Annotated in this window: 25 protein-coding genes; 4 read left to right on the top strand and 21 right to left on the bottom strand. The window is 62.6% G+C overall.

What is annotated here, in order from left to right; all coding sequences use genetic code 11:
- Positions 1-4 precede the first annotated feature (4 nt).
- Positions 5-1,504 carry a catalase gene (locus HMPREF3162_RS05615; RefSeq protein ID WP_070574379.1) on the top strand — a complete coding sequence of 500 codons (1,500 nt, stop codon included), beginning with the start codon at positions 5-7 and terminating at the stop codon, positions 1,502-1,504.
- A 520-nt stretch (positions 1,505-2,024) separates the two neighbouring features.
- On the opposite strand, the gene HMPREF3162_RS05610 is transcribed toward HMPREF3162_RS05615, so the two are convergent.
- From HMPREF3162_RS05610 to HMPREF3162_RS05585, 6 genes are read right to left on the bottom strand one after another with little or no spacing between them, the layout of a single operon-like run.
- Positions 2,025-2,885, bottom strand: a complete 861-nt coding sequence (locus tag HMPREF3162_RS05610; RefSeq protein WP_070574377.1) for an SseB family protein — start codon at positions 2,883-2,885, stop codon at positions 2,025-2,027.
- Entirely contained in the window at positions 2,882-3,619 is a 738-nt protein-coding gene (priA, locus tag HMPREF3162_RS05605) for a bifunctional 1-(5-phosphoribosyl)-5-((5-phosphoribosylamino)methylideneamino)imidazole-4-carboxamide isomerase/phosphoribosylanthranilate isomerase PriA (protein WP_070574375.1), read from the bottom strand. Before priA ends, HMPREF3162_RS05610 begins: the two co-directional genes overlap by 4 nt.
- A gap of 8 nt (positions 3,620-3,627) precedes the next feature.
- On the bottom strand, positions 3,628-4,248 hold the full coding sequence (gene hisH, locus HMPREF3162_RS05600) for an imidazole glycerol phosphate synthase subunit HisH (RefSeq protein ID WP_070574373.1): 621 nt from the start codon (positions 4,246-4,248) through the stop codon (positions 3,628-3,630).
- The gene (locus HMPREF3162_RS05595) at positions 4,245-4,841 is read right to left on the bottom strand and encodes a hypothetical protein (RefSeq protein ID WP_070574371.1); all 597 of its coding nucleotides are present in this window, start codon (positions 4,839-4,841) and stop codon (positions 4,245-4,247) included. Before HMPREF3162_RS05595 ends, hisH begins: the two co-directional genes overlap by 4 nt.
- The gene (gene hisB / locus HMPREF3162_RS05590) at positions 4,838-5,443 is read right to left on the bottom strand and encodes an imidazoleglycerol-phosphate dehydratase HisB (protein ID WP_070574369.1); all 606 of its coding nucleotides are present in this window, start codon (positions 5,441-5,443) and stop codon (positions 4,838-4,840) included. The genes HMPREF3162_RS05595 and hisB overlap by 4 nt, the downstream gene beginning before the upstream one ends.
- Before the next feature lie 54 nt (positions 5,444-5,497).
- Positions 5,498-5,830, bottom strand: coding sequence for a LysM peptidoglycan-binding domain-containing protein (locus HMPREF3162_RS05585; protein ID WP_070574367.1), 333 nt, complete (start codon positions 5,828-5,830; stop codon positions 5,498-5,500).
- Positions 5,831-6,099: 269 nt separating this feature from the next.
- Between HMPREF3162_RS05585 and lexA the strand changes: the two genes are divergently transcribed.
- Positions 6,100-6,852 carry a transcriptional repressor LexA gene (gene lexA, locus HMPREF3162_RS05580; protein ID WP_070574365.1) on the top strand — a complete coding sequence of 251 codons (753 nt, stop codon included), beginning with the start codon at positions 6,100-6,102 and terminating at the stop codon, positions 6,850-6,852.
- On the opposite strand, the gene HMPREF3162_RS05575 is transcribed toward lexA, so the two are convergent.
- Together HMPREF3162_RS05575 and hflX are read right to left on the bottom strand one after the other, a co-directional pair.
- Positions 6,849-8,816, bottom strand: a complete 1,968-nt coding sequence (locus tag HMPREF3162_RS05575; protein ID WP_083318922.1) for an ATP-dependent DNA helicase — start codon at positions 8,814-8,816, stop codon at positions 6,849-6,851. The two genes, lexA and HMPREF3162_RS05575, sit on opposite strands and share 4 nt — an antisense overlap.
- Positions 8,813-10,501, bottom strand: coding sequence for a GTPase HflX (gene hflX, locus HMPREF3162_RS05570; protein ID WP_070777162.1), 1,689 nt, complete (start codon positions 10,499-10,501; stop codon positions 8,813-8,815). Before hflX ends, HMPREF3162_RS05575 begins: the two co-directional genes overlap by 4 nt.
- A 61-nt stretch (positions 10,502-10,562) precedes the next feature.
- Here hflX and HMPREF3162_RS05565 point away from each other — a divergent pair, with 61 nt between their 5' ends.
- Positions 10,563-11,180, top strand: coding sequence for a class I SAM-dependent methyltransferase (locus HMPREF3162_RS05565; protein ID WP_070777161.1), 618 nt, complete (start codon positions 10,563-10,565; stop codon positions 11,178-11,180).
- A gap of 44 nt (positions 11,181-11,224) precedes the next feature.
- Here the strand turns inward: HMPREF3162_RS05565 and dapF are convergent, their stop codons facing one another.
- Genes dapF through miaB form a run of 4 tightly spaced genes read right to left on the bottom strand, consistent with a single transcriptional unit; the run spans position 11,225 to position 15,190 of the window.
- Entirely contained in the window at positions 11,225-12,133 is a 909-nt protein-coding gene (dapF, locus tag HMPREF3162_RS05560; protein ID WP_070777160.1) for a diaminopimelate epimerase, read from the bottom strand.
- Positions 12,130-13,053: a tRNA (adenosine(37)-N6)-dimethylallyltransferase MiaA gene (gene miaA, locus HMPREF3162_RS05555; protein WP_070777159.1), complete on the bottom strand. Its 924-nt coding sequence runs from the start codon at positions 13,051-13,053 to the stop codon at positions 12,130-12,132. The genes dapF and miaA overlap by 4 nt, the downstream gene beginning before the upstream one ends.
- On the bottom strand, positions 13,050-13,652 hold the full coding sequence (locus HMPREF3162_RS05550) for a hypothetical protein (protein ID WP_141759551.1): 603 nt from the start codon (positions 13,650-13,652) through the stop codon (positions 13,050-13,052). Before HMPREF3162_RS05550 ends, miaA begins: the two co-directional genes overlap by 4 nt.
- 47 nt (positions 13,653-13,699) lie before the next feature.
- Positions 13,700-15,190 carry a tRNA (N6-isopentenyl adenosine(37)-C2)-methylthiotransferase MiaB gene (gene miaB / locus HMPREF3162_RS05545; protein ID WP_070777157.1) on the bottom strand — a complete coding sequence of 497 codons (1,491 nt, stop codon included), beginning with the start codon at positions 15,188-15,190 and terminating at the stop codon, positions 13,700-13,702.
- Between the two features lie 86 nt (positions 15,191-15,276).
- Between miaB and HMPREF3162_RS11360 the strand changes: the two genes are divergently transcribed.
- Positions 15,277-16,791 carry a phytoene desaturase family protein gene (locus HMPREF3162_RS11360; protein WP_083318921.1) on the top strand — a complete coding sequence of 505 codons (1,515 nt, stop codon included), beginning with the start codon at positions 15,277-15,279 and terminating at the stop codon, positions 16,789-16,791.
- Positions 16,792-16,831: 40 nt separating this feature from the next.
- Here the strand turns inward: HMPREF3162_RS11360 and HMPREF3162_RS05535 are convergent, their stop codons facing one another.
- The 9 genes from HMPREF3162_RS05535 to HMPREF3162_RS05495 form a co-directional block, all read right to left on the bottom strand.
- Entirely contained in the window at positions 16,832-17,401 is a 570-nt protein-coding gene (locus HMPREF3162_RS05535) for a regulatory protein RecX (RefSeq protein ID WP_070777155.1), read from the bottom strand.
- Positions 17,394-18,470, bottom strand: a complete 1,077-nt coding sequence (gene recA / locus HMPREF3162_RS05530) for a recombinase RecA (protein ID WP_070777154.1) — start codon at positions 18,468-18,470, stop codon at positions 17,394-17,396. Before recA ends, HMPREF3162_RS05535 begins: the two co-directional genes overlap by 8 nt.
- A gap of 245 nt (positions 18,471-18,715) precedes the next feature.
- Positions 18,716-19,141, bottom strand: a complete 426-nt coding sequence (locus HMPREF3162_RS05525; RefSeq protein WP_070574344.1) for a PKD domain-containing protein — start codon at positions 19,139-19,141, stop codon at positions 18,716-18,718.
- Between the two features lie 461 nt (positions 19,142-19,602).
- Positions 19,603-20,187: a hypothetical protein gene (locus HMPREF3162_RS05520; protein WP_141759550.1), complete on the bottom strand. Its 585-nt coding sequence runs from the start codon at positions 20,185-20,187 to the stop codon at positions 19,603-19,605.
- A gap of 292 nt (positions 20,188-20,479) precedes the next feature.
- A complete protein-coding gene (locus HMPREF3162_RS05515; RefSeq protein WP_070574339.1) occupies positions 20,480-20,707 on the bottom strand; it encodes a DUF3046 domain-containing protein in 228 nt (75 codons plus the stop codon).
- A gap of 10 nt (positions 20,708-20,717) precedes the next feature.
- Positions 20,718-21,032 (bottom strand): helix-turn-helix domain-containing protein, encoded by a 315-nt coding sequence (locus HMPREF3162_RS05510; protein ID WP_070574337.1) that lies wholly within the window; start codon positions 21,030-21,032, stop codon positions 20,718-20,720.
- A 163-nt stretch (positions 21,033-21,195) separates the two neighbouring features.
- The gene (locus HMPREF3162_RS05505; protein ID WP_083304140.1) at positions 21,196-21,807 is read right to left on the bottom strand and encodes a CinA family protein; all 612 of its coding nucleotides are present in this window, start codon (positions 21,805-21,807) and stop codon (positions 21,196-21,198) included.
- A gap of 5 nt (positions 21,808-21,812) precedes the next feature.
- The gene (gene pgsA, locus HMPREF3162_RS05500; protein WP_070574458.1) at positions 21,813-22,421 is read right to left on the bottom strand and encodes a CDP-diacylglycerol--glycerol-3-phosphate 3-phosphatidyltransferase; all 609 of its coding nucleotides are present in this window, start codon (positions 22,419-22,421) and stop codon (positions 21,813-21,815) included.
- A gap of 17 nt (positions 22,422-22,438) precedes the next feature.
- Entirely contained in the window at positions 22,439-25,168 is a 2,730-nt protein-coding gene (locus HMPREF3162_RS05495) for an FtsK/SpoIIIE family DNA translocase (protein WP_070777173.1), read from the bottom strand.
- Between the last annotated feature and the right edge of the window lie 87 nt (positions 25,169-25,255).

Raw genomic sequence — 25,255 nt, 5'->3', positions numbered from 1 at the left:
ACTCATGGCAACCAACCGCACAACCGACAACTTCGGCATCCCAGTCGGCAGCGACGTTCACTCGCTGACGCTCGGCGCTGACGGCCCCACGCTTCTGCAGGACTACTACCTGGTTGAGAAGCTCGCACAGTTTGACCGCGAACGCGTTCCCGAGCGCGTCGTCCACGCCAAGGGCGGCGGAGCTTTCGGCACGTTCACCGTCACCGGCGATGTTTCCAAGTACACCAAGGCCAAGGTCTTCCAGCCCGGTGCCGAAACCGAAATGCTCGCCCGCTTCTCGACCGTCGCCGGCGAACAGGGCTCGCCCGACACCTGGCGCGACCCCCGCGGCTTCGCACTGAAGTTCTACACCGAAGAGGGCAACCTCGACATCGTGGGCAACAACACCCCGATCTTCTTCATCCGCGACGCCATCCAGTTCCCCGACTTCATCCACTCGCAGAAGCGCAGCTCGCAGACCGGCCTGCGCGATCACAACATGCAGTGGGACTTCTGGGTCAACGAACCCGCATCGGCCCACCAGGTCACCTACCTCATGGGCGACCGCGGCATCCCGCGCTCGTGGCGTGAAATGAACGGCTACGCATCCCACACCTTCCAGTGGATCAACGAAGCCGGCGAACGCTTCTGGGTCAAGTACCACTTCCACTCGGACCAGAAGCAGGAATTCATCGACAAGTACGGCCACGAAGGCTTCTCCGCTGATGACGCCGACGAAATGGCCGGCATCGACGCTGACTTCCACCGCCGCGACCTGTTCGAAGCCATCAAGGAAGGCAACTTCCCCACGTGGACCCTGTCCGTTCAGGTCATCCCCTACGAAGAGGGCTTCACCTACGGCACCAACATCTTCGACGTCACCAAGACGGTGTCCCACAAGGACTACCCGCTGATCGAGGTCGGCAAGATGGAGCTCAACCGCAACCCGGAAGACTTCTTCGCACAGATCGAGCAGGCCGCATTCAACCCGGCTTCGCTCGTTCCGGGCACCGGACTGTCGCCTGACAAGATGCTCATGGGCCGCCTGTTCTCCTACCCGGACACCCACCGTCACCGCATTGGGCCGAACTACGCCCAGCTGCCGGTGAACCGTCCGAAGTCGCCCAAGCACAACTACAGCCGCGACGGCCAGATGCGCTACGAACTGTACCCGGCCGACCAGCCTGAGTACGCACCGAACTCGTACGACGGCCCGCATGCGGATGAGTCCGCCGCTACCGACGTCAACCTGGTTGACGTTCCGCAGTCGGACGTCGTTCGCGCCGCTCAGACGCTGCGCGAAAACGACGGTGATTTCAACCAGGCCGGCGAGCTTGTGCGCAACGTGCTCGACGACGCTGCTCGCGACCGCCTGGTTCACAACATCTCCGGTCACGTCATGGGCGTATGGGACAAGGAGCTGTTGCCCAAGGTCTTCCAGTACTGGAAGAACGTCGACGAAGAGCTCGGCAACCGCATCGAAACTGTTGTCACCGAAGCTAAGAAGAAGCAGGAACAGGCCTGATCTTCTTCAGCTGCGTTAGCTGCGCTGCGCGTTATGCGTTAGCTTGGCGCGGCTTTGGCTGAAAACACGGGCGCCCCGGCAGATTCTCTGTCGGGGCGTTCGTGTTTTTGCGTTTGGGTGTTGTTTTGGTGGGCGGGGGCGTTGCAGCGCTTGCGGTTTCTCGCACATGCCCTTCTGGCGAGTTCAGACCGTACGGAAGCACCCCTGAGCCGGAATCTGCGCTTTAGCCGCACACAAACTCCCCTTAGCAACGGATCCACCCGAAGACAACCACTGCTAACGGGAGTTTCTGTTGCTAAAGCGTAGGCGCAGATGGCGCCTGGGTGCCCAAGTCAGGCTGGGTGCCGAGGTGGAGGGCGGTTGTGCGGCACCCGCGGCTATCCGCCTGTACTGCTTATGGCTCTTCAGGTCAGGTGCGCGTGCGGCTTAAAGCCTTTGGAGTCAGGTGCGGCTTGCAGCCGCGGGGTTCGGACGTGGCTGATGCCCTTGGGGCAAAGGGTGTGGGCTATGGCCTTTGAGCTCAGCGGACGGTGATGGTCAGAGAATCGACGCGGTCGACGATGACGGGGTGCTCTGCCAGGCGGGCCTGGAAGGCACTGAAATCTGGTTCACCCTCCAGTGTGAGGATGATTGCCAGTTCGGGACCTCCCGTCACTATCCTTCTGCTGCCTGGTCCTGCGCCGACCGATGCGATCCATGGAAACTGCGCTGCGGCTTCTCCAATGGCCTGCGCGACTTCCCGGTCGGCCCACGATGGCGTCCAGGCGTGCCCTTGCACAAAAGCCCACAGTGCCGGCCTGCGCAGCAAAAATGCGTGATCACTGCCAGGGTCGATGATGACCAGTTGGGAGCCTTCGTCAACTGCACCCAGGCCCAGGCGCTCGGCCTCGATCGGCACGGGCCTAGCCTGAGTCCCCCACTGGGTGAGAAGCGGAATGGCAGTGAAGCACGGTGTGACCTCGCGGCCGTCTTCGGATGACAGACGCACCATAGCCATATCCGAGCTGTTGTCGACCATGAGCCCGTGTTCCCCCACGGACTTGCTGAGCGCTTCCGGAAGAATGGGGGCGTAAACACGCGAGTCTTTGAGCGCCTCGACTACGCCGATGTGGGCCGTCGGGTCAAAAGGATTGGCCGTTGCATTGTCGAGGGCCGCAGTCACCTGCGGGTCAGCTTCGCCGGTGTCACCGGCGAAGGGATTCGGCTTGAGTTCACGACCCTTCCACGCAGTACCCGCTGAGTCAGCCTGATGGCCCGTCCGGGCTGAGTCGAAGTCAGCATGACCGTCAGGCGACGCAGAACCATCTGGCCTCACGGCACCTCCGAACATAGCTTTCAGGTGTTCGGGCAGCTGAGGCTCGTCTGGCGTGCTGTCTGTCATGGACGCCCGGCGACTTCGAGTGCTTCGCTCATGGTGAATCGACCGGCGTAGAGAGCCTTGCCGATGATTGCGGAGTCCACGCCCGCTGGAACGAGCTTGCGCAGGGCAACAAGGTCATCAAGTGAGGAGATGCCGCCGGATGCGGTGATCGGCGTGCCCGTGGTCGTTGCGATTTTCTGCAGAAGCTCCGTGTTGGGGCCGCTGAGGGTGCCGTCAGTGTTGATGTCGGTGACGACGTAGCGAGAACAGCCCGCGGCTTCGAGTTCTTCGAGGACATCCCACAGGCTTCGGCCTTCTTTCGTCCAGCCGCGGCCGGCGAGCACATCACCGCGCACGTCGAGTCCAACCGCAACGGCGTCACCGTGCTGGCGGATGACGTCGGCAGTCCATGTGGGGTTTTCAATTGCGGCAGTGCCGATGTTGACGCGGGCCGCGCCGATTTCGAGAGCGGCTTCGAGTGCCGCTGAATCGCGAATTCCGCCGGAGAGTTCGACCTTGAGATCAACCGAGGCGATGAGCTCCTGGATGAGCTCGCGGTTGTCACCGCGACCGAAAGCAGCGTCGAGGTCGACCAGATGGAGCCATTCCGCTCCGGCCTCCTGAAACTTCACAGCGTTTTCCAACGGCTGCCCGTAGTCGGTTTCGGTGCCGGCCTCGCCCTGGTGCAGGCGAACGGCCTTGCCCCCGACAATGTCGACTGCGGGAAAGAGCACAAGGCGGTCTGCTTCGGTCACTGTTTCTCCTAGGTGTGGGAATCGTCGAGGCCTGCGATCCAGTTGGCAAGAAGCTTCAGCCCTGCCGAACCAGATTTTTCCGGATGGAACTGCACAGCGCTCAGAGGGCCGTCCTCAACCGCGGCAATGAACTTTTCGCCGTGCTCTGCGTACGTTGCTTCCCCTGTGCTGGGCGCTGTGTGTGCCGCATAGGAGTGGACGAAGTAGAAGTGTTCTTCGGTGATTCCGTTGAACAGCAGCGAACCTTGCGGTGGCCGCACCGTGGTCCACCCCATGTGGGGAACAACGGGGGCTGAAAGCTTTGTCACAGACCCATTCCACAAGCCGAGGCCTTCGGCAGTCAGACCGTGTTCGGTGCCCTGGTCGAACATGACCTGCAGGCCCACGCAGATGCCCAAGACCGGCATCCCGCGTTCAATCCTTTCGCGGATAATGGCGGGCGCGCCAACGGCTCGCAGTTCGTCCATGACGGATGCGAAGGCCCCGACGCCCGGCACTACGAGCCCGTCAGCCGAAAGCAGGTACTGCGGCTGGGCGGTCAGCTGGACCTCAGCGCCGGCGGCTTCGAGCGCCCGCACCGCAGAGCGCACATTGCCCGACCCGGCATCGAGAACGGCTACCGTGGTCATTGTCTGCGACCAAGCAGCTTGTTGATGCGGAAGAGGCTGAATCCGAACACACCCGCGGCCAGTGCCGTGGCAATCCACATGTACCAGGGGCCGCTGAGGGCGACAACGGCGCCGATGACCAGCGCGATGAACGCAGCCGCGGCCACGATCATCCAGACGATTGCGGTGCGCGCAATTGCAGCGCGGGCACCCGTCATGGTCAGTGCGCTTGCCTGCATTTTGCTGATGTCGGCTGTGTGCTGGGCGCCTTCGATGTCGGCAGGCTCAGCTTGCCCCAGCAGCAGGCGTTCAACGTCCTCGGGCAGATTCTGCAGGGCCAGCCCCGCGGGAACTTCCGATTGCCGTTTGCCGGCGCGGTAATGCCCGGACGCGATGGCGTCGTCTTCGCGGACGAGCAGCAGGACTTCGTAGCGGCCTGCCATTTTCGACAGCTTCTGGGTGACTTCCGTGGCGTGTTCGCGGCTGGCGTTGTCAAGAACAATGGCCGAGAAGCCGCCGACGGGCACGACGGAGCCGCGAATGTCGCTGAGCACGCAAGCCGCAGCGAGCTGCTTGGGATCGCCGAAGGGTGTGACTACGAGCGCCGTGTTCACAGGGCCCCCTTTGTGGAGGGGATGGCCCCACCGGTGCGCGGGTCGGCTTCAAGTGCCATGCGAAGGGCGCGAGCGAAGGCTTTGAATTCTGCTTCCGCTATGTGGTGGGGGTCCCGGCCGGCGACGAGCGCGAGATGGACGGTCAGCCCCGCGTTGATGGACAGAGATTCCAAAGCGTGGCTGACCATAGAGCCGGTGAAGTGACCGCCGATCATGGCGTACTGGAAGCCCTCGGGTTCACCGGTGTGGACGAAGTACGGGCGACCGCTGATGTCGACAACGGCCTGTGCGAGGGCTTCGTCAAGGGGAACGGCAGCGTCGCCGTAGCGTCGAATGCCCGCTTTGTCTCCGACCGCGTCTTTCAGCGCCCAACCGATGGTGATGGCGGTGTCTTCGACAGTGTGGTGGACGTCGATATCGATGTCGCCTTCGGCCTTGACCGTCAGGTCGCACAGAGAGTGGCGGGCCAGAGCGTCAAGCATGTGGTCATAGAAAGGCACGCCCGTGGAGATCTCGGACTTCCCTGTTCCGTCAAGATCAATTGTGACGTCGACCTTTGATTCGCTGGTATGACGTGACGCCGTCCCGATCCTCTGGGGCATCAATCCTCGTTTCCGTTCGGCTGCGACCGACCGCGCGGCGCGGTCGCCCCAATCCTATCGGGAGGGCACGAGAATACGCTGACCAGGGTGAACCGTCGATGAGTCAAGCCCGTTCATGTCGACGATGACGGTAAGGACGTCGCGAACATCTTCCGAGCCGGCTGCTTCGCGGGCGATTTCCCACAGTGATTGGCCCTCTTCTACGACGACCACCCGGGTGTCATCAGCAAAAGCCGGTTCCGCATTCGAAGCCGAAGCCTCCGGCCGGATGAGGAGGACAGCACACAGAGCAACCACTGCAATGACGGCGAGAGCCACCATGCGGCGCACCCAAAAGATCCGGCCTTCCCTTACCGAACGGTGCGATGCGCGAGCGAGCGTGTGCATTCTTCCTCCTAACACAGCCGAAGCCTTCGACCCCGACAATGCGATGGCGCGGACGGCCGCTTGCCCCACGGCCATTCGCATTATTCGAACTGATGTTCTAAGACACACATTAGAACAGAATCCGCTGTTTGTCGAACATCTATGTGAAAATGGATTCGAACACTGCATCCGATTCCCACGCTTCAGAGCCTCCCACGAGGCACTGACATAACCTGCTCCACACTTCTGACCGGCAGAAACGTCAGGGTTTGGGCTGAGAGGACAGAGTCATGACTCAGTCGCGTCGAACTCGCGGCCGCCCGCGCGACACCGATGTGGCCAAGGAGGTCAGCACGTTCCGCAGGCACCGTGACAGCGAGTCTTCCCTGCCGGTCGCTTCAGCTGCCGCGGACGACCGTTCACTGTCTGCCCGTCAGCGGCAGGTGCTGGAGACCATCGAAGCGTCAGTGCACAGCAACGGCTATCCGCCGAGCATGCGCGAGATCGGAAAGTCGGTGGGGCTGGCCTCACTGTCGTCTGTTGCACACCAGCTCAATCAGCTTGAGAAGCTCGGCTATCTGCGGCGCGACCCCAAGCGTCCGCGGGCAATCGAGGTTGTCAACCCCGCTGAGGTCGCCGAAGCCCCAGCGGTGGAGAGCTCCTCGAACGCGGCCGCCGTTCCAGTGGTCGGCCGCATTGCCGCCGGCGGTCCCATTACGGCAGAGCAGAACGTGGACGACGTGTTCGTGCTGCCGCGCCAGCTAGTCGGCGCCGGCGACAATCTGTTCCTGCTCAACGTCGTCGGAGACTCGATGATCGATGCGGCCATCTGCCACGGCGACTGGGTTGTGGTGCGCAGCCAGCCGACCGCCGAGAACGGTGAAATAGTCGCCGCCCTTCTGGATGACGAAGCCACGGTCAAGACGCTCAAGCGCAAGGACGGCAAACAGTGGCTGCTGCCGCAGAACCCTGACTACGCCCCCATTGACGGCACCTTTGCCACCATCATGGGTGTTGTGACCGCGGTCATCCGGCGCATCTAATCTTCCGGTTTGAGCCTTTCGAGAGCCCCGCGGACCACCGCGGGGCTCTCTGTTCTCCACATGGGCGGCAGTGTTGCCATGAGGAAGTTCGCGTAGCGAGCCGTTCGCAAGCGCGAATCAAGCACCGCGACGACACCGCGATCCGATGTTGAGCGGATGAGTCTGCCGGCCCCCTGTGCCAGCTTGAGAGCAGCGTGAGTTGCGGAGACGGCCATGAAGCCGTTGGCACCTCGGCGGGCGGCGGCTTCCGTGCGGGCGGTGGAGAGAGGATCGTCCGGGCGGGGAAAGGGAATCCGATCGATGAGGACCAGGCGGCAGGCATCACCTGGAACGTCGACTCCCTGCCACAGGGAGATGGTGCCGAACAGGCTGGAGTCAGCATCGGAGCTGAAGGACCGCACCAGGCTGCCCAGGCCGTCTTCGCCCTGCAGCAGAATCGGCAGATCGGTGTACTCGCGCATGTATTCGGCTGCCTGCTCGGCCGCGGCTTTCGACGAGAACAGTCCGAGCGCTCCCCCGCGGGAGGATTCTATGAGTTCGCGCAGCTCTTCGAGCTGTTCGACATTGAGGCCTCCGCGGCCGGGTTTGGGCAGATGGCCGGCAACATAGAGGATGCCCTGCTTGGGGTAGTCAAACGGCGAGCCCACGTCGAGGCTGTCATAGCGCGGACTGTCAGGGCCCGCCAGACCGAGTGACGCTGCGACCGGTTCGAATCGGCCGCCCAGCGCCAGGGTTGCAGATGTTGCGACAACGGTTGCTTCTTCAAACAGGCCGCGGCGCATGGTGCCGGCAACCGACAGCGGAGCGATCACGAGGCTGACGGTCTCCGTACCCCGAAACGAACTGCGGCTGACCCAGACGACGTCGTTGGCGTTGCCGTCGGTCATGCGCTCCGCAAGATCGAAAACCTCCTGAATGCGAGCGCGCGCAACCGTCAAGCCCGAATCGGCCTCTTTGCCCCGCTCGGCCTCACCGCAGGCGCTCAGCAGTGTGCGAGCACTGTCACGCACAGCCACGACCGCGTCCTGCAGGGGTTCGGGCCACATCCGCAGCAGACCCGCTTCCGCCTGCGCCAGCGCATCAGACAGCGACGTGCGGGCAGTGTCGAAATCGCTGAGAGCCGCCGGTGTTGCCCCCGAGTGCTTCCGCGCCGCCGAGTGGGCTGCCGAGAGCATCGTGTCGGTCAGACTGCCGGTAAGGGCCGATGTCACGCGGTCGCGCAGTTCGTGGGCTTCGTCAATGATTACTGCCGCATGGGACGGCAGCACTGAGTTTTCGCCGAAGGCATCAATTGCCAGCAGGGCGTGATTGGTGACCACGACGTCAGCACCAGAGGCTTTTGTGCGTGCAAGTTCAGCCCAGCATTCTTCGACCATGGGGCACTTTTGGCCCAGGCAGTCGTAGGCGTTGACGGACACGTGGGACCACGTGCGGTCGGAGACTCCGGGCACCAAATCGTCGCGGTCGCCCGTATCTGTGGACTGTTCCCACGAGCGGATGCGGGCGATCTCAGATTCTAGGGCGCTCATGGATCCGCCCCGGTGTGCCGCATCGTCAGCTCCCGTGTCGAACAGGAGCCCCGCCTCGTCATCTGGGTATCCGCCGGCGAGTTTGTGTTTGCACAGGTAGTTGCGGCGTCCCTTGAGTACGGCCGCACTCGGTCGACGTCCGAGGTCTTCGCGCAGGGCTTTTGCCAGCCGCGGGATGTCGCGGTCGATGATCTGTGCCTGCAGCGCCAGCGTTGCGGTTGAGACGATCACCCGCTCGCCGGAGCCGACGGCATAGCGCACCGCGGGCACGAGGTAGCCCAAGGACTTTCCCGTGCCTGTCCCGGCCTGCACCAGCAGGTGCGTTTCGCTTTCCAACGCCGAGTTCACAGCCTCGGCCATCTGCTGTTGGCCTTCGCGGGGACTGCCGTGCAGTGCGGCGACGGCCGTCTCCAGCATCTCGGCAGCGTCCTTCACGCGCGCTCCCCCGCGGGTTCATCACGCGAGGTGGGATCGGGTGTGACGGGCTCGGGCGAGGTGGGCGCGGCTGTGGGAATCGGCAGTTCGTGCGAGCTGGGTTCAGATGAAGCGCCCGCGAACATGTCGGGCCGCCGGAAAGGTTCGAGCTGGGCGGCGAGTTCGCCGTTGACGAATGCGTGAACGACAGTACCTTCGTCAATGTGCTCGATCCGCTCGATTTCGCCGTCTTCGTGAACTGCAGACAGCAGATCGCCGCGGCTGTAGGGAATGAGGGCGGTGAGCTCAAATTCGGGGTGCGGCAGCGCATCGGCGATTGTCGTGCGCAGAATGTCCAGGCCCTCACCGGTGTGGGCGGAGACCGCCACGGCCCCTGGGTGGCGGCGCATAAGCCGTGCAACCGCATCGGGCTTGGCGATGTCGGCCTTGTTGATGACAATGAGTTCCGGCACGGAAGGCTCGACGACATCGGCGAGGACATCGTGGACGGCCGCGATCTGTCCCTCCGGGTCGGGGTGCGAACCGTCGACCACGTGGAGAAGCACATCCGCCTGCCCGGCCTCTTCCAGGCTGGAGCGGAACGCTTCGACCAGCTGGTGCGGCAGATTGCGCACGAAGCCGACCGTGTCGGTCAGCGTGTAGGTGCGTCCGTCTTCCGCCTCGGCTGCCCGCACGGTGGGGTCGAGGGTGGCGAACAGGACGTTCTGCACCATGACCCCGGCATCGGTCAGCCGGTTGAGCAGGCTCGACTTGCCCGCGTTGGTGTAGCCGACGATCGCGACCGACGGGATGCGATTGCGTTTGCGCGAAGACCGTTTGACTTCGCGGGCAGGCGTCATTTTGGCGATATCGCGGCGCAGTTTCGCCATGCGCTTGCGGATGCGCCGCCGGTCGAGTTCGATCTGGGTCTCACCGGGACCGCGCGAACCGATTCCCGCGCCGCCGGCCACCTGTCCACCGGCCTGCCGCGACATGGATTCACCCCAGCCGCGCAGACGCGGCAGCAGGTACTCCAGCTGTGCGAGTTCGACCTGTGCCTTGCCTTCGCGGCTCTTGGCGTGCTGAGCGAAGATGTCGAGGATGAGCGCCACACGGTCGACGACTTTGACCTTGACGACGTCTTCGAGGGCACGACGCTGGGAAGGGGCGAGTTCGGAGTCGAAGATGACGGTGTCAGCGCCGACGGCGGCCACGATTTCGGCGAGTTCGCGCGTTTTGCCGCGGCCCAAGTAGGTGGCCGGGTCCGGAGTGTCGCGCCGCTGAATCACACCGTCGAGGACAGTCGATCCAGCTGTTTCGGCAAGGGCGGCAAGTTCCCGCAGGGAGTCTTCAGCAGCTTCGGCGGTACCGTCGGTGTACACGCCTGCGAGCACCACGTTTTCCAGGCGGACGTCACGGTATTCGACTTCCGTGACATCTTCGAGTTCCGTCGACAGCCCGGCCACACGGCGCAGTGCGGCACGCTCCTGGACGTCGAAGTTGGTGTCGTCGTCAGCGGCGAGCTCCGCTGCGGTCAGCGATGAGTCCGCCCGCGACAGTACACGGTTGATGATGTCGTCTTCGCGGCTGGACTCGCCTGTTGAGGTGCCGGAGCGGGGTTCCTCGGGGGCTTCACCCGAGCTGCCGGGGGTGCTGTCTTCAGCACTCGAGGCACCGGGGGCTGAAAGTTCGTTTTCTTCTCGCATTGCGGCCTATTGTCCCACAGGGCACAGCCTTCGGCGCCATGAGCGCGTAGGCTTGAGGGCTGTGAGCGAGCACTATTTTTCTTCCACCCCGAACGCACAGTCACGACCACGGTCACTGCAGGTGTGCCTGGCCGGTCACGACCTGACAGTGACCACTGACTCCGGCGTGTTCTCCCCCGGCCGCGTTGACAAAGGCACCGCCGTTCTGCTCGACCACCTGCCCGAGGTTCCCTGCGGCAATGTGCTGGACCTTGGGTGCGGTTGGGGCCCGATAGCGCTGCACGCCGGTCTCAGCGCCCGCGATGCCGGGACGTCCACGCGCGTCTGGGCACTCGATGTCAACGAACGCTCACTTCAGCTGACAAAGAAGAATGCCGCCGAGGCGGGACTTAACTCAATCCGCCCCGTCACCGCCGAACAGATTCCAGACGATGTGCGCTTTGACGCGATCTGGTCCAACCCGCCGATCCGCGTGGGCAAAGACGTGCTGCACGAACTTCTGCTGACCTGGCTGCCCCGACTGAAGCCCGGCGGGCAAGCACTCCTCGCAGTAGCCAAAAAACTCGGTTCAGACTCGCTGCAGATATGGATGCAGGAAAACCTGCCGGAAGGCTTCACCGTTTCCCGCGCCGCATCGTCCAAGGGGTTTCGGGTCCTTTCAGCTGTCGCGCCGAAGTGACGACCGCCTATACCGGCAGCGTGACAGCGCCACGGCGGCGGCGCTCATAGAAGAGCCGCTTCTGCTGTAAGAACAGCGGGACCGGACAGAATCGCGACATCATCTTCCACCTCGACGAGCACTGTTCCGCCCGGTTGAGTGACGAACCATTCTCGAGGTGCCGCCTTCCCGGCCCAGTGGCTGGCGGCCAGCGCCGCCGCGCACGCCCCGGTGCCGCACGCGCGGGTCTCCCCGACACCTCGTTCGTATACGCGCATGCTCAAACGCCCTGCGTTCTGCAGGCGGGGGTTGGTGACTTCGGGCAGCGGGCCCTGTTCGATGACGATGAACTCGACGTTCGTGCCGTCTGGCGGTACGGGCTGGACTTCGGGTGGTTTGCGCAGGTCGAGCGCTTCGAGTTCGGCGGCTTGGGCCACAGCGACGACGGTGTGGGGATTCTCCATGTCGACGCTCGCCGCGGGTCTGGGCGGGCGGAGGTTTGCAACAGCGGCGAAGGCGTCATCGGCTATCGGCTTGGGCCCGCGCGGCAGGCGAACGCGGTACCACGTGGCTGAGTCGGCGTTGTGAGCAGAGCCTGCAGCGTTGGCGAAGGGGCTCGTGGTCGTTTCCACCGTTACGGGCCCGACAGCTGTTCCGATGATGAGCTTTTCGGTCATCTGCAGCCCGGTTTCGCGTAGGAAATGAGTGAAGACCCTCACCCCGTTTCCGCACATTTCCGCTGGTGAGCCGTCTGCGTTGCGGTAGTCCATGTACCACTGGGCGCCGGCTTCCTCGGCAACGCGGGCTGTTGGTGCATCAACTGAGCCGATGGTCGCCGCACGGATAACGCCGTCGGCGCCGATGCCTGTGCGCCGGTCGCAGATCGCGGCGATCGCGTGCGAGTCGAGCCTTACAGTGTCGTCGGCGTACAGGAGGAAGTCGTTTTCAGTTCCGTGGCCCTTGGTGAGTTTCATGCGGTCTCCTGCCTGTCGATGATGGCCAGCGCCTGGTCGAAGAGCTCAGGGCCGTCTGCAGGCAGCCAATGAATGCGCGGGTCGCGTTTGAACCAGGTTTCCTGCCGCTTGGCGAACTGGCCCGTGCGGATGATGGTCTGTTCGATGGCCTCTTCGAGTGTCATGGTGCCGCGCACATAGGCGATCAGCTGTCGATAGCCGATTGCGGCAGAAGCGGTTGTCGATTCTTCTATGCCCGCGGCGATGAGCGCACGAACCTCGTCAACCCAGCCGTTTTCAATCATGCAGTGGACGCGGGTGCTGATGCGCTCACGCAGGTCATCGCGATTCATGCGCAGGCCGATCTGCACGGTCGGCATGACGTAGGTGTATTCGGGAAGGTGCGATGTGAAGGTCTCACCAGTAAGCGCTATGACTTCCACGGCACGCACGATGCGCCGGGTGTCTTCGATCTTGATCTTCGCGCCGGCTTCCGGGTCGAGTTCCGTCAGCAGCCCGTGGAGGTCGTGTGTGCCGCCAAGCTGCGCTATTCGCTCCAGGCGTGAGCGCAGGTGCGGGTCGGTTCCCGGAAAGTTCATGACATCTGTTGCCGCCCGCACGTAGAGGCCAGACCCGCCCACCAGGATGGGCTGCACGCCTCGGGCTCGCATATCGGCGATGAGAGCGCGGGCTTGCTGTTGGAACTCGCTGACGCTTGCGTCTTGGGTCACGTCGAGAACGTCGAGCAGGTGGTGCGGCACTCCCCTGGTTTCGGCCTGCGTGATCTTTGCCGTGCCGATGTTCATTCCCCGATAGAACTGCATGGCGTCGGCGTTGATGATTTCGCCGCCATAGTGTTCGGCTAGGCGGACTGCGAGGTCGGATTTGCCGGTTGCCGTTGCTCCGACGATGTTGATGACCGGACGGGTGTGCGCTGTCACGGAAACTCCATCCGCAGCACAGCGGTGCGGGTGCTGAGAGTTTCTGCGTCATAGTCAACGTGGACGTCGGGCTGGCGGTGTGCGCTGAGCAGCCGCTGCAGCGACTCGGTGTTCGACGCAAAGGTGCGGGAATCCTGCGCTGCTTGTGCCAGGGCTTGAACTTGACCGGCTTTGATGGCTTCCATGAGGGCCCGGTCGTGTTCTGCCGCGCCGTCGACGGGGGCCAGGGGCCCATCGGGGGTCGAGGTGGCAGAGAAGTCGAAGGTGATGAGTGCGGCTTGTGCGCGGTCCAGTGGGACCGGGGTCAGCCCCGCCTCGACCGCCAGCAGGGCGGCCGATCCAGCGCGGGCGCACGCGTCCTGAACAGCCTGACGGGCGGCCTCATCGGGCAGTTCAGCGACCGCGGCCTGCCATGCGCTACCGGTGAGGAGCTCGCCCGTGTGCATGTCGACGCCTCGGTCGATGCCGTACGCGCCGAGACCGACGATCGGGGTGTCAGCGTCAATGCCGATTTCTGTGCTGCCGCCCGCGGCCCACGCGATCGCGGTGAGCATGGACTGGCGCAGCGTGTCTTCCGCTGGTGTCCGGGTGCGTGTCACGCCGGCCGTGTACACCGGCGCGGCTGGGACAACGGCGGCGCGGAAGGTCATCGCGTGCGGATGGTCGGCATGCCCAGGACAGTGGGACCAGCAGGACCTGCTGAGCCGGAGCCTGCACCACAGCTGTCTGCCTGTGCGAGGTCCCACGCGTCACCGGCTGGGGATGTGCGCAGTGTGTATGGGGCATCCGCGATGAGGAAGTAGGGCTTGGCCTCCGTCAGCGTGGTGGTCACGAAGTCGCCCGGGCGGACGGGAGTGTCCGGGTCGGCATTGACATGAACCAGCCGGTTGTCCCGGGCGCGGCCTGAGAACCGGCCGTGCAGTGCATCGGGAAGTCCGGTCACGAGGATTTCGGCTTCAGAGCCGAGCAGCGCCTCGTTCTCTTCCAAGGAGATCCGGTCTTGCAGAGCGGTCAGGCGCTCGAAACGCTCCTGGACGACGTCCTTGGGGATCTGGTTGTCCATGTCTGCCGCCGGGGTGCCCGGGCGGATGGAGTACTGGAACGTGAAGGCTTGGGCGAAGCGGGCCTGTTCGACGATATCCATCGTGTCTTGGAAGTCTTCTTCGGTTTCTCCGGGGAAGCCGACGATGATGTCGGTGGTGATGGCGGCACCCGGAATGCGTTCGCGCACTTTGTCGAGGATGCCCATGAACCGTTTGGTGCGATAGGAGCGCCGCATGTCTTTGAGCACTTTGTCCGATCCGGACTGCAGCGGCATGTGCAGCTGCGGCATGACGGTGGGGGTTTCGGCCATAGCGTCGATGACATCGTCGGAGAATGCCGCCGGGTGCGGACTGGTGAAGCGCACGCGCTCAATGCGCGGTACCTGGCCGACAGCGCGCAGCAGTTTTGCGAATGCGCCCCTGTCGCGGAATTCGGTGCCGTAGGAATTGACGTTCTGACCCAACAGGGTCACTTCGACAACGCCTTCGGCTGCGAGTGCTTCGACTTCGGCGAGGATGTCGCCGGGGCGACGGTCTTTTTCTTTGCCGCGCAGAGCCGGGACGATGCAGAACGTGCACGTGTTGTTGCAGCCCACAGAAATCGACACCCACCCGGAGTGGGTGGATTCGCGGCGGGTGGGCAGGGTCGAGGGGAAGACGTCGAGGCTTTCTTTGATCTCGACTTGGGCTTCCTGGTTGTGGCGTGCGCGTTCGAGCAGCACAGGCAGTGATCCCATGTTGTGGGTGCCGAAGACCACGTCGACCCATGGGGCGCGTTTGACGATGGTATCGCGGTCTTTTTGGGCCATACAGCCGCCGACGGCAATCTGCATGCCGGGGCGCTGTTCTTTGACCTCGGCTAAGCGGCCCAGATTTCCGTACAGGCGGTTGTCGGCGTTTTCGCGTACCGCGCAGGTGTTGAAGACGACGATGTCTGCCTGTTCGCCGGTCTGCGCTGGGGAGTATCCGGCGTCGTCAAGAAGCCCCGAGAGTCTTTCGGAGTCGTGCACGTTCATCTGGCACCCGTAGGTTTTGACCTCGTAGGTGCGAGGGCGTGCTGTGGTTGTGTCAGTCATCGTCGTTGCCTCAGTCATCAGGCGTCATTCTAGCCGTTGGGTTTGCGGGTTCTGCAGTGTCGTGTGGCCGGTGGTGCTGTTGTCGCTGTGGAATACTGCGCACCATGAGCGACCCACATCCTGACGTTGTTGTCATCGGTTCGGGCCCGAATGGTTTGGCGGCTGGTGTGACGGCTGCTCGGGCGGGTCTGCGGGTTGTCGTGTACGAGGCTCAGCCAACGCTGGGCGGTGGGGCGCGCACTGCGGACCTGGGTTTGGCTGACGGGATTGTGCACGATCTGTGTTCGGCTGTTCATCCCCTTGCTGTTGCTTCGCCTTTCTTTTCTGCTTTTGATCTCCCTTCCCGAGGTGTCGACCTGCTTCTGCCAGAAGCCTCCTACGCGCACCCTCTTGAGGATGAGCCTTCCGCGGTTGCGTGGCACAGCCTGGATCGGACAGCTGCCGAACTGGGTGTCGACGGTTCGCGTTGGCGTGATCTGTTCTTGCCTTTGCTTGAGGCTCCCGAGGCGGTGGTCGCGCTGGGTCTGGGGTCGAAGCGGAGCGTGCCGCGTGAGGTTCTGAAGGCCCGAGGTGCCGCCGCGGCTGCACGTTTTGTTGGTTCGGTGGTCAAGGTCGCGCGGGCCGGTGGTGCGGGGTTGTTTTCTAAGGCTCGGGCGCGTGCGCTGTTGGGTGGGGTTGCAGCTCACTCCCCTGGTCGTCTGGGAACGCTGTCGTCTGCGGGCGTGGGACTCATGCTCGCGATGACGGGTCACCGGGATGGTTGGCCCATTCCGCGAGGTGGGTCTCAGACGATTGTGGATGCTCTTGTGACGGACATTGAGGCCCATGGCGGGTCATTTGTCACCGGTGCTCATATTTCCGATTCTTCCCAGTTGCCGCCTGCGCGAGCGTATCTGTGCGATACGACGGCGGAAGCTGCGGCAGGAATCTTTGCCGAGCACTTACCCGGCTCAGTGACGAGGAGCTTGCGCTCTCTTGGGCATCACAGTGGTGTTGCCAAGGTTGACCTTGTTCTGTCAGGCCCTGTTCCGTGGCGCGATCCGAATGTAGGCCTGGCCGGCACGGTTCACCTGGGCGGCACGTGGTCGGAAATCGCTGCATCACAGCATGCGGTCTCCCAAGGTGTGATGCCGCCGTTGCCGCTGGTTCTCGCGAGTGATCCGACGGTTGCTGATCCATCACGTGAGACGAGCGGTTTGCGCCCGCTGTGGACCTATGCACACGTTCCCTTGGGGTGTTCCGTTGACGTTACGGAGCATGTGGTCCGGCAGATTGAGCGATTTGCTCCTGGCTTCCGCGATGTTGTTGTTGCCTCGCGCTGTGTTCCTGCGTCAAGGATGAGTGAGCACAACGCGAACTATGTTGGCGGTGACATTGCGGCTGGCAGTGTTAACGCGTATCGCCTTGTGGCCCGGCCTCGGCCTGCGTGGGATCCCTATTCTTTTGGTTTGGTTCGCACTGTCGATGGGACTACGGCACGGGTTGCTCTGTGTTCAGCGGCTGCCGTGCCGGGCCCCGGTGTGCATGGTGTTTGCGGTTATGAGGCTATGCGCACGGTGTTGCGCAAGACCTTCGGCATAAACGAGCCCGTCAGCTTGAGTCCGCGGTCCGGCGGCTGACAGCTGGGGACTAACCCGAGCGCCCGCCCAGCCGCTGAGGTCAGACTTCGTCGAGTGCTCGGCGTGTGACGTCGAGGCAGATGCCCGTGGGGAATCCGCGACGAGCGAGCATGCCGAGGATTCTGCGTTCGCGGACTTCTCGAGGAAGCCCGCGGGTGCTGTGTGCCTTTTTCATTGCCACAGAGAACGCGAGTTCGTGTTCGTCTTCCGCATGGACGTCTTCGAGTGCTTCTGCCACCGCACCGTCAGGTAGGCCCTTTTTGCGCATCTGCATGCGCAGAGCTTTCTTCGACAGGCTGCGGCTCTGTCTTTGGGCGCGCACATAGCCGTGAGCGTAGGCCCTGTCATCAAGCAGGTTTGCGTTGGTGAGTTTGTCGATCAGGGTCTCAACGACGTCTTCGGGGTGTTCTTTCTTCAGCAGTTTGTCGCGCAGTTCAGCTGAGGAATGGTCGCGGGCACTGAGGATGTTGAGTGCCCGCTTTTTCGCCCGCTTGTACTCAGGGTCGTCTGAGGGGATGCGGTAATCGTCGCGTCTCTCCGCGGAATGTTCCGCGGAGATCGCGTCGATTTGTTCCTGCAGCTGACGCACCGTGCCAGCTGTGTCAGGCATTGGCCGGAGTCTCCTCCTGTTCTTCTGCTGATTCGTCAGCGCCGACAATGCCCAGCTTGGTCAGGATCTTCAGTTCGATTTCGTCACGCAGCTGAGGATTGTCCGCTAGGAAGCGGCGCACGTTCTCTTTGCCCTGGCCCAGTTGATCACCGTCATAGGTGAACCAGGAACCGGATTTGCGGATGATGCCGTTGTCTACGCCCATGTCGATGATGCTGCCCTCGCGGGAAATTCCCTTGCCGTAGATGATGTCGAATTCAGCCTGCTTGAAGGGCGGAGCCACCTTGTTCTTGACCACTTTGGCGCGGGTCTTGTTGCCGACGGCGTCTGCGCCTTCTTTGAGTGTTTCAATGCGGCGAACATCAATGCGCACGGAGGCGTAGAACTTCAGTGCTTTACCACCGGAGGTGACTTCGGGTGAGCCGAAGAAGACGCCGACCTTTTCACGCAGCTGGTTGATGAAGATGGCGGTGGTCTTGGAGTTGGCCAGCGCACCGGTGATCTTGCGAAGCGCCTGCGACATCAGCCGCGCCTGCAGACCCACGTGGGAGTCGCCCATTTCGCCTTCGATTTCAGCCTTGGGCACGAGAGCTGCGACGGAGTCGATGACGATGATGTCGAGAGCGCCGGAGCGAATCAGCATGTCGGCAATTTCCAGAGCCTGTTCACCGGTGTCCGGCTGCGACACGAGAAGGTTGTCGGTGTCGACGCCGAGCGCTTTGGCGTACACCGGGTCAAGTGCGTGTTCGGCGTCAATGAACGCTGCTAGACCGCCGGCCTGCTGAGCGCTGGCGACAGCATGCAGCGCAACGGTGGTTTTACCGGATGATTCCGGGCCGTAGACTTCAATGACGCGACCGCGCGGCAGACCGCCGACGCCTAGTGCTACGTCCAGCGCGAGCGAACCAGTGGGAATTGCTTCAATGGGCGGGCGCTCTTCGTCACCCAAACGCATAACGGCGCCTTTGCCGAACTGCCGGTCAATCTGCCCCAGCGCTGAGTCAAGAGCTTTGGTCTTCTGTTCCGCTGCCCGTTCTTCAGCGGTGCGCGATGCTGGCTTGCTTGCCATGGATCCTCCTCATTGGACGTTGTGCTCTGACTGTAGACCGAGGCACTGACATAGAGAACGCCAATTCAAAAGCTGTGGATAACTTTTTCGCTGGCAGGACAACAATACACGCACCCGAACACGTGTTCTATATTGCTTCCGGTGTGTCTGCTCGACTGGTCGCAGCGAAACTTCTTGCTGCTCCACAGCCTGCCTGGGAGGCCTCCATGGCGCGCTGCAGCAGCCGCCTGTGCGAGTGGTGGAATTCAGCGGTTGGCCCGATTTTCCTCTAGGCAATTGCGGCGCTTGCAGTGCTCACTGACCACATACTTCTCATACCGATAGACAGTGACATCCCGCGGTGGGCTTGTCTTCTCAGCTGTCCCATCAATATCCGTCCACGGACCGTCACCCACACGGTATCGGCCCTCATACCTGACCGTGACAGTCACCTTTACGCGCTCAGCCTTGCTGTACACATGATAGAAACCAGCGCGCTCCAAGCTCACCGGCTTGCGCCACGGTGAATGCGTCCACTTCACCGTTCCGTCACCAAAATCCCACCGCCACGACACCGGGACGGCCTCGACGGTGACCTGCTGGCCCAACATCGTCAGCGTCTTCGTCTGGGTGGTGTCCTCGGTCCAAAACGCGGTCCGCTTCCCAGCTACACCCCAGCCGTTCGGCCACACGTGAACCACCCCTGCGGACAGAGGAACAGACTGAAAATCCCTCTGCGTAACAACAGGAACCGCGGGAAGCGCAGGCGCTTCTTGAACCGGGGCCTGCCCGCGGGAGGGAGGACTCGGGGCGGCTGGCTGCCGGGGCTGCTCATGCCGCACCCAGCAATGACCGCCATCAACAGCAATCGGCCTCGCACCACACTTGTTGTGCCACCGAACAACCGGAGGAGGAGGCTCAGCCGAACCAGCGCCCGACTTATTGCCCGCGGGCCTGCTCGGACGCTTTTTTGTGTATCCCGACCCTGACTTGGAACGTGTCGGTTTGCGAGAAACTTTGCTTTTCTTCGTCAACGAGTTGGAACAACTGATTGTCCTGTCGAAGAGACCGCAGTTCGCGCTTGCCACAGCATGTTGTGGCCACATCACCAGAGATATCGCCGCAAACAATGCAGCGATTAGCACGGCTTGTGTCAGTCGATATTGCATGACGGACTCTCTATGTACATCTCAGCTGCTTTCCAAACGCCGTTATCTTTCCGCAGATAGAAACCCATTGCAGGCAAGTCGCGTTCACCCTCTGGACGAAACGCCCCCTCATTCGATACCCGCTCCCAATTCCTGAGATCCAAACATGCGGCTACGATGACAGCGTCCTCATCAGCCCCAAAATCTAGGATTTTTGGGGTTTGATGCTTTAGGTCGTTCACGGCCCTGTAACCCTTAGTGTCCTGGTCCTCCCGGGTCTGTTCATTTGCCTTTTTAAGATCCTCGGCAGACATGTCGATGTACTTGTCCCAGTAGACACCGCCGTCTTTGTAAGCTCGGTTCGCTGCGGCCATGTACTCCGTGAAGAAGACAACCGCTTCGTCGGCTAGCCGTTTGTCATCAGCTGACAGCACAAGTCCGTCTTCGACCTTGTACTCAGGAACAGTCGGGGTCGAGTCCTCCGGAGCCGCGAACGGCGAACCAGATTCAGACCCGTCCGCGCCTTGGCCTTCGGGCTTTCCGCCCGAACACCCCGATAAAGCCAAACACCCAACAAGCGCCGCAGCCACTCCACGACGCACTTTTCGCATGCACGAGCCGCCACTACGAGACTGTCCAGACAGAGAGAACATGATCAATTCCTGTTCGCCACACCTTTGTGAACTGTCTCCAGGCTATTGATTCGAGACCCGCATTACCAGACCTCACCGAGAATCTGTGGATAAAACCCGCTGAGGCTTCGATCAGTGCGCAGATGAGGGCACAAACAGAGGCGATCCGTGTATTTTCGCCTCGGTTTGTGCCCTCATCTGCAGAATGTTCCTCCGGTGCAAACCATGCTCCGCCAGAACCCGACGCGATTCAGAACGGTGTCGACAGTGGTTTGTCTTTGCCCAAACGGCGTTCAAATGGAACCCCTGTGCTGTCACAGACGGCTTCCCAGATTTCGCGTGGTTCAAAACCGGCATCGAAAGCTTCGGCCGGCGTGCGGGAGTCAAGCGAACTCAGTGCGAGGTCGGTATGCAGCGAACGGGCGCGCATCGCACCGAATTCGTCTTCCATGAGCTCCCAGTAGACCGTGTGCTGCATCAGCTGCCAATCATCGCTGGGGCGCCAGGGCGTCCCCACCCAAGTAGCTTTCAGACATTTCAGCTGGCACGGTGTCCGGAATTTCGACGCTTTCAGCCAGAGCGATGCGGTCGCTGACTTCCCGCAGAACAGCGGACAGCGGGACGTCGAGAGCAGAGCAGATAGAAGCCAGAAGCTCCGACGAGGCTTCCTTCTGCCCGCGTTCAATTTCGCTGAGGTAGCCGAGTGACACGCGCGCACCGGTAGAAACGTCCCGCAGGGTGCGGTTCTGACGGCGTCGCGCCGAGCGCAGGGTGTCGCCGATTTCCGTGCGGACGAGAGTCATAGGTGGCCTCCCTCTAGGCGACTCGTAAACAGTTGATCATTCATTCTTAACAGACAACCACGACTGGCAAAGATTTGTTCCCAAGACTACAGGCAGGCTCAGACACAAGCACAGATGAACCATTCAGCTTGCCCGGCTCCCATCTGCCGGCACCCCAGTGTGCTCAGCCGAGAGCGCGAGCCAGCAGGTCCAAACCAGCGTCGACAACCTGACTGCGAATCTGTGCTCGACTGCCCGAAAAGTCGTACCGCTGAACGTGTCCGCACCCTTCGGCGTCGGCTCCACTGTCCCCAGGTCGACCGGCCCCACCGGTTTGCCACAGCCCGATGTACACCCGTCCCACGGGTTTGCCGTCCTGCGGATCCGGTCCGGCAACCCCCGTACAGGAGATCCCGAGCTCGGCACCGCAGACTTGGGCGGCGCCTCGGGCCATTGACAGTGCAACATCAGGATCAACCGCACCGCGCTGCGCAAGAAGATCGGCGTCAACCCCGGCCAGCGTGTGCTTGAGTTCGGTGGCATAAGTGACCAATCCGCCGCGCAGAACGGCCGAAGCGCCAGGCACATCGGCCAGCGAAGCCGCAAGCAGGCCCGCGGTCAGCGATTCGCAGGCTGCGATTGTAAGACCCCGCTGTGATGCCGCCGCAATCACTTCGCGGGCACCGGGCCGCGGATCAGCAGACCGCGGCTCCACTGGCCCCGGCTCAGCAGACGACAGCTCAGCAGACTGCGGCCCGCCGCCTTCGACGGTATCGACCGCGCCCGGTCCACTCATGGCTGTCAGCCCGCCTGCTTCAGCGCTTTGCCGACATCGACCACGTACTGCATACCCGACCACAGGGTCTGCACAATCGCGGCGACGAGAATCACCCACGCCACAACGAGCAGTCCCACGGTCAGTCCGGAAATGCCCAAATGCCCAACTGGAACCACCAGGAGCAGCAGGCCCACGGCCACAGTCTGCAGAACAGTCTTGATCTTGCCGCCCTTCGAAGCCGGCAGCACGATCTTCTTGACCACAATCAGGCGCATTGCGGTAATGCCGTATTCGCGCACAAGGATGATGACCGGCACCCACCACGGCAGACCGCCGGGCCCGCCGATGATCGCCAGGCCGATGAACGCCGCAGACATGAGCGCCTTGTCGGCAATCGGGTCGGCGATCTTTCCGAAGTCGGTGATCAGCCCGTACTTGCGGGCAATAGTCCCGTCAATCCAATCCGTGATCATCGCCAGGCAGAAAATGCCGAAAGCCCACAGTCGTAAGACCGGGTCCTGCCCGCCCTGGGCCAGCAGAAGCCACAAGAACAGCGGAACCATGAGGATCCGCAGGACCGTCAAAGCGTTGGGCACATTCCACGAACTGGGTGCCTGAGTCGAAGTTTCCATCATGCTCACTGTACCGCTCAGCGGCCGGTGAGGTCCCAGGCGTCCTCCCCGCCGGCTTCAACGACCTCGAGCCCGGTTTCGGCGTCGTAGGTCCGCCCGCTCGCATCCGTGTAGTCGGAATGGCTGAGCGGATCTGACGAGGTGGAGCTCACCTGCGGTCCGCTGGCTGCAGCAGCGCTGGATGCGGCTGGGTCGGCCGCCGCTGCGCTGCCGGTGTCAGATTCTTCTGCCGGCGGTGTTTCACCCTTGATGTAGGCGAGTGTGGACGGAAGGTCTTCCGGTTTGACCAACACGTCGCGGGCTTTCGAGCCTTCGGAGGGACCGACGATTCCGCGGGACTCCATAAGGTCCATGAGCCGTCCCGCACGCGCGAATCCCACGCGCAGCTTGCGCTGCAGCATTGAGGTCGAACCGAACTGGGTTGTGACAACGAGTTCGACCGCCTGCAGCAGGTCGTCCATGTCGTCGCCGATCTCTTCGTCGATCTGCTTCTGCGGGCTGGCCTGCTGGACGTCTTCGCGGTAATTCGGCGAAAGCTGCCCCTTGACGTGTTCAACGACCTTTTCGATTTCAGATTCGTTGATCCACGCCCCCTGCACGCGCATGGGCCGCGATGCTCCCATCGGCAGGAACAGCGCGTCACCCTGGCCGATGAGCTTTTCAGCACCCGGCTGGTCGAGGACCACGCGGGAGTCGGCAAGCGACGAGGTCGCAAATGCCAGGCGGGAGGGCACGTTTGCCTTGATGAGGCCGGTGACAACATCCACCGAGGGCCGCTGGGTTGCCAGGACCAGGTGGATGCCGGCTGCGCGGGCCAGCTGGGTGATGCGCTGAATGGAGGCTTCAACGTCTCGCGGAGCGACCATCATGAGGTCGGCGAGTTCGTCTACGACCACCAGCAGGTAGGGGTACGGCTGGAGTTTGCGCTCTGAACCGGCCGGGGGTGTGAGCTTGCCTTCGCGGACGGCTTTGTTGAACTCGCGCACGTGCTTGAAGCCGAAGTAGGCGAGGTCGTCGTAGCGGGCGTCCATTTCCTTCACGACCCATTCGAGAGCTTCTGCTGCCTTCTTCGGATTGGTGATGATGGGCGTGATGAGGTGCGGGATGCCGTCGTAGATCGTCAGCTCCACCCGCTTGGGGTCCACGAGGATCATGCGCACGTCATCCGGGGTTGCCCGCATCATGATCGAGGTGATCATGGAGTTGATGAAGCTCGACTTACCGGAGCCCGTGGCACCTGCTACGAGCATGTGCGGCATCTTCGACAGGTCGGCAACGACAAAGCCGCCTTCGACGTCCTTGCCGACTCCGACGACCATCGGGTGCTCAGTTTGACGGGCAGCTCCGGAGCGCAGAACATCGCCGAGGACCACGGTTTCGCGATCGCTGTTGGGAATTTCGATGCCGATGGCGGACTTGCCGGGAATCGGAGAAAGGATGCGCACTTCTGCACTGGCCACCGCGTAGGCGATGTTCTTCGACAGGTTGGTGATCTTCTCAACCTTTGTGCCCGGCCCCAGTTCAACCTCGTAGCGGGTGACCGTTGGGCCACGGCTGAAGCCGGTCACTTCGGCATTGATCTTGAATTCGTGGAAGACATCGCGCAGCGCCGCGACCACGCGGTCGTTGGCTTCGGAGCGCTCTTTAGCCGGCGGTCCGGCCGTCAGCAGGTCGGTGCTCGGCAGTGTGTAGGTGACATCCCCGTCAAGCGACAGCTGAGTGACCCGCTCAGGAAGTTCGCCCGTCGGGTGCGGGGCCGGTGTGGAAACAGCGGGAACAACATCTCCGGCTTTGGCCGCGCCGACAGCCCCCGCCCCACCCGAGGCTCCCGCGTCAGCCGAATCGTCCATGCCCAGGCTCTTCTTAAGCTCAGCACGTTCTTTTTCGGCCTTCGTCTGACGGCGCTGACCCGGTTTGGGTGCGTCCACATCAAAGACTTCTGTCGCGGCATCGTCGGCGTTCCCGGCTGTCGGAGCACCGGCTGTGGGCATAACGGTGGTCTGCTGCTGCGACGGCGGAAGTTCAGACTCTTCGATCACCGCCTTGTCATAGGCCCGCGATTTTTCGGCGTCGTCATCATCCTGCTTCTTCCGACTGCGGCGCTTGGCTCCCATCGGCTTCAAAGTCGACGTGCGCCGACCCTCGGCAACCAGATCCACATTGCCGTGCTCATCGTCTTCTGAGCGCGGTGAACGCCCCCCGGTCAGCCGGTCGTAGGCGTCCATGAGGCGCGACGGTATTTCCTGCACCGGGGTTGCGGTGATGACGAGCACCGAGAACAGCCCCAACAGGATAAGCAGCGGAACTGCAACGAATTCGGTGACAGCAGCCACGAGAGGAGTTGCAATGAGGAAGCCGATGGCGCCTCCCCCGTTGGCCATCGCCTCCTGCGAATTGGCGAATGTGGGCACCCCGGCGTAGATGTGCGCAAGACCGGCTGCTGCAGCAATGAAACCGATGATGCCGAACAGAATGCGGTTGTTGCCGCGCGTGTCCGCCCCGCGCATGAACAGGCGCACGGCGTAGCCCGCACAGATGATCGGCAGGGCAAGAGCAACACGGCCGGCGGTGCCTTCGACGACAGCTCGCACAGCTCCGCCAATGGCGCCGGGAATGTTCCACCATTCAAACGCCGCAATGACGAGAGCCAATCCGATGAGGAAGAAGCCGGTGCCGTCACGGCGGGTCGGCGATGGGTCATCTTGGGGTTCTTCTGAGAACACCTTGCGGGTTCGATCGCCTGCCATGCGGGAAACTCCCATCCATGCCCCGGTCACCGGGTTTGCTTTTTTGGGCCCCGCTTCGGGTTCGGCAGGTGCTCTGCTCGCGCGCCT

This window comes from Brevibacterium sp. HMSC07C04, assembly GCF_001815905.1.
Taxonomy (GTDB): domain Bacteria; phylum Actinomycetota; class Actinomycetes; order Actinomycetales; family Brevibacteriaceae; genus Brevibacterium.
This window is presented reverse-complemented; position numbering and strand designations above follow the sequence as displayed.